A 6032-nucleotide genomic window follows, 5' to 3' on the forward strand; every position below is an offset into this window, starting at 1 on the left:
CCTGCTGCAAGGGGCCGCGCCTCAAAGCTTCCAGCCGGAATGAAGGGCGGCGATGCCGCCCGAATAGTTGCGGAAGGTGACGCGGTCGAAGCCGGCGCGAGTGATCATCGCTGCGAAATTCTGCTGGTTGGGGAACTTGCGGATCGATTCGACGAGATAGGAATAGGGCTCGCCATCGCCGGTCACCGCCTTGCCGATTTTGGGGATGGCGTTGAACGACCAGGCCTCATAGACCTTGTCGAGCAGCGGCATGTCGACCTCGGAGAATTCGAGGCAGAGCAACCGTCCGCCCCGCTTCAGCACCCGATAGGCTTCGTCGAGAGCGACCTCGATGCGCGGCACGTTGCGAATGCCGAACGCGATCGTATAGGCATCGAAGATGTCGCCCTCGAAAGGCAATTCCTCGGCATTGGCCTCGACGAAGTCGGTGTTCGCGGTAAGCCCCAGCTTTTCGGCGCGGTCGCGGCCGACGGTCAGCATCGAGCCGTTGATGTCGAGCACCGTGGCGTGGGCCTGGCGCCGGCTGGCCTCCACGATGCGAAAGGCGACATCGCCGGTGCCGCCGGCAACGTCGAGCACCTTCCAGCCCACCTTTTTGGGAGGGTTCAGCCAGGCGACCATCGCGTCCTTCCACAACCGATGCAACCCGGCCGACATCAGGTCGTTCATCAGGTCGTATCGATTGGCCACCTTATGGAAGACGTCGTTGACCAGGGGCTGCTTCTCGCCTTCCCCGACCTTCCTGAAACCATAGGAGGTTTCCATGCCGCCCGCGGCCGTGGTTCTCTCAACCGACATTATTTTGATCCGCCATAAAACCGGCGGGACCATAGCCGATCGATGGTGCCGACGCTATTGTCCAAGGCGCGGTTTTCGGCCGCGCCTTCAAAACCCGGCAGGGAAAGGCCACGCATGATTTTCCGGCCAGAATCTGCGCGAGAGCAGCATATCGGACGGGATGACCGCATGATTTTGAAGGCCGAACTGCACTGCCACATCGAAGGAGCGGCGGCGCCCGAGCTCGTCCTCAGCCAGGCCCGCAAATACGGCAAGGACCCTTCGCCCTACATCCAGGACGGCTCTTTCGTCTGGCAGGACTTCACCTCGTTTCTCGCGGCTTACGATTTCGCATCCGACCTGTTTCGCACGGAAGAGGACTATGCCCGTCTCGCCGACTATTATCTGACCAGCCTCGCCCGCGACGGCGCCATCTATTCCGAGATATTCACCTCCCCGGACCATGCCAAAAAGGCCGGCCTGTCGCCAAAAGCCTATACGGACGCGCTGGGCGAAGGCATGACCCGCGCCAAGGCCAAGACCGGCATCGAGGGCCGCATGATCGTTACCGGCGTGCGCCATGTCGGGGTCGAGGCGATCGAGCAGGCGGCGCGCTTCGCGGCGCGCTGCGGCCATCCGCTGGTGACCGGTTTCGGCGTCGCCGGCGACGAGCGCATCGGCGATTTCGAGGACTATGTGCGCGCCGTCGAGATCGCGCGCGAGGCGGGCCTCGGCATCACCATCCATGCCGGCGAGCTGATGGGCTGGGAAAGTGTGGCGGCGGCCCTGGACCACATCCGCCCCTCCCGCATCGGCCATGGCGTTCGCGCCATCGAGAATCCGGACCTGATCCGCCGCATCGCCGCCGAAGGCGTGGTGCTGGAATGCTGCCCGGGCTCCAATATCGCGCTGAAAGTGTTCGACGGCTTCGCCGACCATCCCTTTCCGGCGCTGCGCGCAGCCGGCTGCAAGGTGACGCTCAACTCCGACGACCCGCCCTACTTCTGGACCTCGCTGAAGCGCGAATACGATATCGCCGCCGAGCATTTCGCCATGAACGACAAGGCGCTCGCCGGGATCACCAGAACGGCCGTCGAAGCGGCCTTCGTGGACAAGAAGACCAAGGCGATGCTGCTGAGTCGGTTGGACGCGAAGGTGCGGTGAGTGAGTAGGGGAGTAGTCGGTAGTCAGTAGTTATGCATTTGGCCGAGCGCGCATAGATCGGTTGAAGGCCGGAGCTTTCCCCGAGGCGAGGACTCGCAAATCGGCTCACTATTCACTACTGACTACTGACTACTGACTACTACCCCGAACCAGTCGGAGCACATCATGCAGGGCGTCACCGTCGTCGACCATCCCCTCGTCCAGCACAAGCTGACCATCATGCGCAAGAAGGAGACCTCGACGGCCGGCTTCCGGCGGCTGCTGCGCGAGATTTCGCTGCTGCTCGGCTATGAGGTGACCCGCAATCTCGAACTGACCACGACCATGATCGAGACGCCGATCGAGGAGATGGAAGCGCCGACGCTGGAAGGCAAGAAGCTGGTCTTTGCTTCGGTGCTGCGCGCCGGCAACGGCCTGCTCGAGGGCCTGCTCGACCTGGTGCCGGCGGCACGCGTCGCCCATATCGGCCTCTACCGCGACCACGAGACGCTTGAAGCGGTCGAGTATTTCTTCAAGGCGCCGAGCGATCTTGCCGACCGCCTGGTGATCGTCGTCGATCCGATGCTGGCGACCGCGAATTCCGCGATCGCCGCGATCGATAAGCTGAAGGGGCGCGGCGCCACCAACATCCGCTTCCTCTGCCTGCTCGCCGCCCCCGAAGGCATCGAGCGCTTCACCAAGGCGCATCCGGACGTGCCGATCTTCACCGCCTCGATCGACCGGCAGCTGAACGACAAGGGCTACATCATGCCCGGCCTCGGCGACGCCGGCGACCGCATGTACGGGACAAAGTGAGCGCCGTTCTTAACTGGCCGTTTACGCAAGCTTGCGGTTCCCGCACGCGTTAAAGTCGTACACACCATGTCGGGCTTAAGGAGGCTGCTTCGCGAGCAATTCCAGGAAAGTGTGAAGCGGTTTTTCGTTCGGAATGCTCCAAAACAAGGGATAGAGCGGTTCGACGTTTCTTTGAAACGGTGAAACGCTCCAGGGGCATCAATGCTGCGCAAGATTCTCATTCTCGGTATCTTTGCCGGAACCTCGGCTTCTATTCCGATCGTCTATCAGGCTAACCCGCATCTGATGGACGGCTTGCTGAAATCGACCGACACCTCGCAACCGGCTGCGCCGGAGGCAGAACCGCAGGTCAATCTCGCCTCGGTTCCGGACAAGCCGGCGACGCCGGTGCCGCTCGGCCGTCAGGTGCTGGTCAATGCCGATGGGCGCGGCCACTTCACGTCGCAGTTCAAGCTCAATGGCCGCCAGATCGACGGCATGATCGACACCGGCGCGACGCTGGTCGCCATCAACACCTCGACGGCGCGCAGGATCGGCATCTCGCTCAATCCGTCCGACTTCAATCGACCGGTGAACACCGCCAACGGCGCGATCAAGGCCGCCGTGGTAACGGTCGACCGCCTGCAGATCGGCAAGATCTCGGTCGATAACGTCCAGGCGATGGTGCTCGACGACAGGGCGCTGCAGACCAACCTGATCGGCATGAGCTTCCTGCAGCGGTTGCAGAAATACCAGGTCCAGGACGGCTCGCTGCTGCTCGTTCAGTAAATCCGCCGTAAACAATTCCAGGAAAAGTGCGCAGCGGTTTTCCGTCCGGAATTGCGTCAGCCACAAAAGATAGAGCAGTTCACCGTTTCCGCGAAACGATGAACTGCTTTAGCGCGGCAGTATCCGCCTGAGCACGGTCTTTTCGGCGGGCGGTTTGGAACCGCCGATCGTATAAGCAGCTCGCACGGCCGCCGCCGCCGCCTCGGCCTCCGCATTGGTACGGGCATGCACTAGCGCCAGAGCCTCGCCCGGGCGCAGCTCGGCGCCGACCGGCAACAGCCCGGTCAAGCCAACGGCATGATCGATCTTGTCGTCCGGATGGCTACGGCCACCACCGAGCGTGACGACGGCAAGCCCGATATCGCGCGTGGCGATGCCGGTCACGAACCCGTCCTGTTCCGCCTTCACGGCCAGTTCGACCGGCGCAGTCGGCAAATATTTTTCCGCATTCTCGATGAAATCGGCGGGACCGCCAAGCGCCGACACCATTCGCGCGAAGACGGCCGCCGCACGGCCTCCGGCAAGCGCTTCGGTGGCGCGCCTGATGCCGTCCTGGTTGGACGATACGAGCCCCGCCGACTGCAGCATCTCGGCCGCCAGCGCCAGCGTCACCTCCTCCAGCCGCCGGTCACGATATCGCCCGGTGAGGAAATCGACGGCATTCTTCACCTCGACCGCGTTGCCGGCGGCCGAGGCCAGCGGCTCGCTCATGCCGGTCACCAGCGCTGAGGCCTTCAAGCCGGCGCCATTGGCGACCTCGACCAGGCTGTTCGCTAGGGCGACGGCATCGCGCGACTTCTCCATGAAGGCGCCGTTGCCGACCTTGACGTCGAGCACCAGCGAGCCCAGGCCCGCGGCAAGCTTCTTCGATAGGATCGAGGCGGTGATCAGCGGGACGGATTCGACCGTCCCGGTCACGTCGCGGATCGCGTAGAGCCTGCGGTCGGCCGGCGCGAGATCGGCTGTCTGGCCGATGATGGCGCAACCGGTCTCGAGCACCGTCTTACGAAAAAGCGCCACGTCCGGCTGACTGGCATAACCGGGGATGGCATCCATCTTGTCCAGCGTGCCGCCGGTGTGGCTGAGGCCGCGGCCCGAGATCATCGGCACACAGGCGCCGCAGGCCGCGACGATCGGCGCCAGCATCAGCGAGACATTGTCGCCGACGCCGCCCGTGGAATGCTTGTCGGTGACCGGGCCCGGCAGGTCGGACCAGTCGAGCACATCGCCGGAATCGCGCATCGCGATCGTCAGCGCCACCGCTTCCTCGCGGCTCATGCCGTTGAGGAACACGGCCATCGCGAAAGCGCCGACCTGGCCCTCGGAGATGGTGCCGGCCGTCAGCCCCGCGACGAAGGCCGCGATCTCGTCGGCCGAGAGTTTGTGGCCGTCGCGCTTTCGGCGGATGATCTCCTGCGGCAGCATCAGTCGGGCAAGCCGTCCTGGAAGACGCGCCGCAGGATCGTCGCCAGCCGCGCGCCGCCGATGGGCGCCATATCCTTGGTTTCCTGGTGCGAGAGCTCCGCTCCGGTCATGCCGGCCGCCAGGTTGGTGATGACCGAGCAGGCGGCGACCTTGAGCCCGAGGAAGCGGGCGAGGATGACTTCCGGCACGGTCGACATGCCGACCGCCGTCGCCCCCATGACGCGGGCCATGCGGATCTCGGCCGGCGTCTCGAAGCATGGTCCGGAAAACCACATATAGACGCCTTGATGCAGCGCAGTTCCCGTTGCCTTCGCCGCTTTCTCGATCGCGCCGCGCAAGCCGGCGTCATAGGCCTCGGTGAGGCCGACGAAGCGGCGGTCGCTCGGCTCGCCGATCAGCGGGTTGGAGCCGGAGAAATTGATGTGGTCGGTGATCAGCATCACCGAACCCGGCCCCATTTCAGGATCGACGGAGCCGGCGGCATTGGTGAGGATCAAATGCGAGATGCCGATGCCGGCAAGCACCTCCAGCGCCGGCCGCATCGCCGCGGCATTGCCATGCTCGTAATAATGCGCGCGCCCGGACAGCATCAGCACCGGCGTGCCGGCGAAATGCCCGGCGACCACCTCGCCGGCATGGCCGGAAACACCGCTGCGCGGGAAGCCCGGCAGTTCGGCATAGGAGATGCGCCTGGCATCCTTGACCTGGTCGACCAGCCCGCCCAGGCCCGAGCCCAGCACGAGCGCCGCAGTAGGCGCCAGTCCGTCCAGCTTCTCGACCAGATGATCCAGCGCTTCCTTCATTTCAACCCGCTCTTCATTTCAAGATGTCGCATGATCTTTTCGAGGCGGCGAAGACGGCGATGGCAAAGGCCTATGCGCCCTATTCGAAGTTCCCTGTGGGGGCAGCGCTGCGCACCGAGGACGGGCGCGTCTTCACCGGCGCCAATATCGAGGTGGCGTCCTATCCGGAAGGCTGGTGCGCCGAGACGACGGCGCTCGGCCATTACGTCATGGGTGGCGGCGTGCCCTGCAGGCGGATCGCCGCCGCATCGAGGAAACCGAACAACAGGCAGGCGAACATGGCGTTGACCGGCTTCCATT

The 6032-nt window shown here is 64.2% G+C and carries 7 protein-coding genes; 4 read left to right on the forward strand and 3 right to left on the reverse strand.

The window, feature by feature from the left end; translation table 11 throughout:
* Window positions 1–21 precede the first annotated feature (21 nt).
* Complete coding sequence (gene ubiE / locus FJ980_RS05480; protein ID WP_140541921.1) at window positions 22–798, reverse strand: bifunctional demethylmenaquinone methyltransferase/2-methoxy-6-polyprenyl-1,4-benzoquinol methylase UbiE; 777 nt, start codon at window positions 796–798, stop codon at window positions 22–24.
* Between the two features lie 168 nt (window positions 799–966).
* On the opposite strand from ubiE, the gene FJ980_RS05485 reads away from it, so the two are divergent.
* From FJ980_RS05485 to FJ980_RS05495, 3 genes are all read left to right on the forward strand, one after another.
* Window positions 967–1941, forward strand: coding sequence for an adenosine deaminase (locus FJ980_RS05485; RefSeq protein WP_140541922.1), 975 nt, complete (start codon window positions 967–969; stop codon window positions 1939–1941).
* A 165-nt stretch (window positions 1942–2106) separates the two neighbouring features.
* On the forward strand, window positions 2107–2736 hold the full coding sequence (gene upp, locus FJ980_RS05490) for a uracil phosphoribosyltransferase (protein WP_027165262.1): 630 nt from the start codon (window positions 2107–2109) through the stop codon (window positions 2734–2736).
* Window positions 2737–2937: 201 nt separating this feature from the next.
* A complete protein-coding gene (locus tag FJ980_RS05495) occupies window positions 2938–3504 on the forward strand; it encodes a TIGR02281 family clan AA aspartic protease (RefSeq protein WP_140541923.1) in 567 nt (188 codons plus the stop codon).
* Between the two features lie 108 nt (window positions 3505–3612).
* On the opposite strand, the gene deoA is transcribed toward FJ980_RS05495, so the two are convergent.
* Window positions 3613–4929, reverse strand: a complete 1317-nt coding sequence (deoA, locus tag FJ980_RS05500; RefSeq protein WP_140541924.1) for a thymidine phosphorylase — start codon at window positions 4927–4929, stop codon at window positions 3613–3615.
* Window positions 4929–5732 carry a purine-nucleoside phosphorylase gene (locus tag FJ980_RS05505; RefSeq protein ID WP_140541925.1) on the reverse strand — a complete coding sequence of 268 codons (804 nt, stop codon included), beginning with the start codon at window positions 5730–5732 and terminating at the stop codon, window positions 4929–4931. The genes deoA and FJ980_RS05505 overlap by 1 nt, the downstream gene beginning before the upstream one ends.
* 23 nt (window positions 5733–5755) lie before the next feature.
* Here FJ980_RS05505 and FJ980_RS05510 point away from each other — a divergent pair.
* The coding region (locus tag FJ980_RS05510) for a cytidine deaminase (protein ID WP_246676316.1) at window positions 5756–6032 on the forward strand (277 nt) is incomplete at its 3' end.

The organism is Mesorhizobium sp. B1-1-5 (assembly GCF_006443065.1).
Lineage (GTDB): Bacteria > Pseudomonadota > Alphaproteobacteria > Rhizobiales > Rhizobiaceae > Mesorhizobium.

Excerpts from the sequence above, each read along its gene's own strand:
- ubiE (WP_140541921.1), bottom strand. The coding sequence starts at position 798 with ATGTCGGTTGAGAGAACCACGGCCGCGGGCGGCATGGAAACCTCCTAT.
- FJ980_RS05485 (WP_140541922.1), top strand. The coding sequence starts at position 967 with ATGATTTTGAAGGCCGAACTGCACTGCCACATCGAAGGAGCGGCGGCG.
- upp (WP_027165262.1), top strand. The coding sequence starts at position 2,107 with ATGCAGGGCGTCACCGTCGTCGACCATCCCCTCGTCCAGCACAAGCTG.
- FJ980_RS05495 (WP_140541923.1), top strand. The coding sequence starts at position 2,938 with ATGCTGCGCAAGATTCTCATTCTCGGTATCTTTGCCGGAACCTCGGCT.
- deoA (WP_140541924.1), bottom strand. The coding sequence starts at position 4,929 with ATGCTGCCGCAGGAGATCATCCGCCGAAAGCGCGACGGCCACAAACTC.
- FJ980_RS05505 (WP_140541925.1), bottom strand. The coding sequence starts at position 5,732 with ATGAAGGAAGCGCTGGATCATCTGGTCGAGAAGCTGGACGGACTGGCG.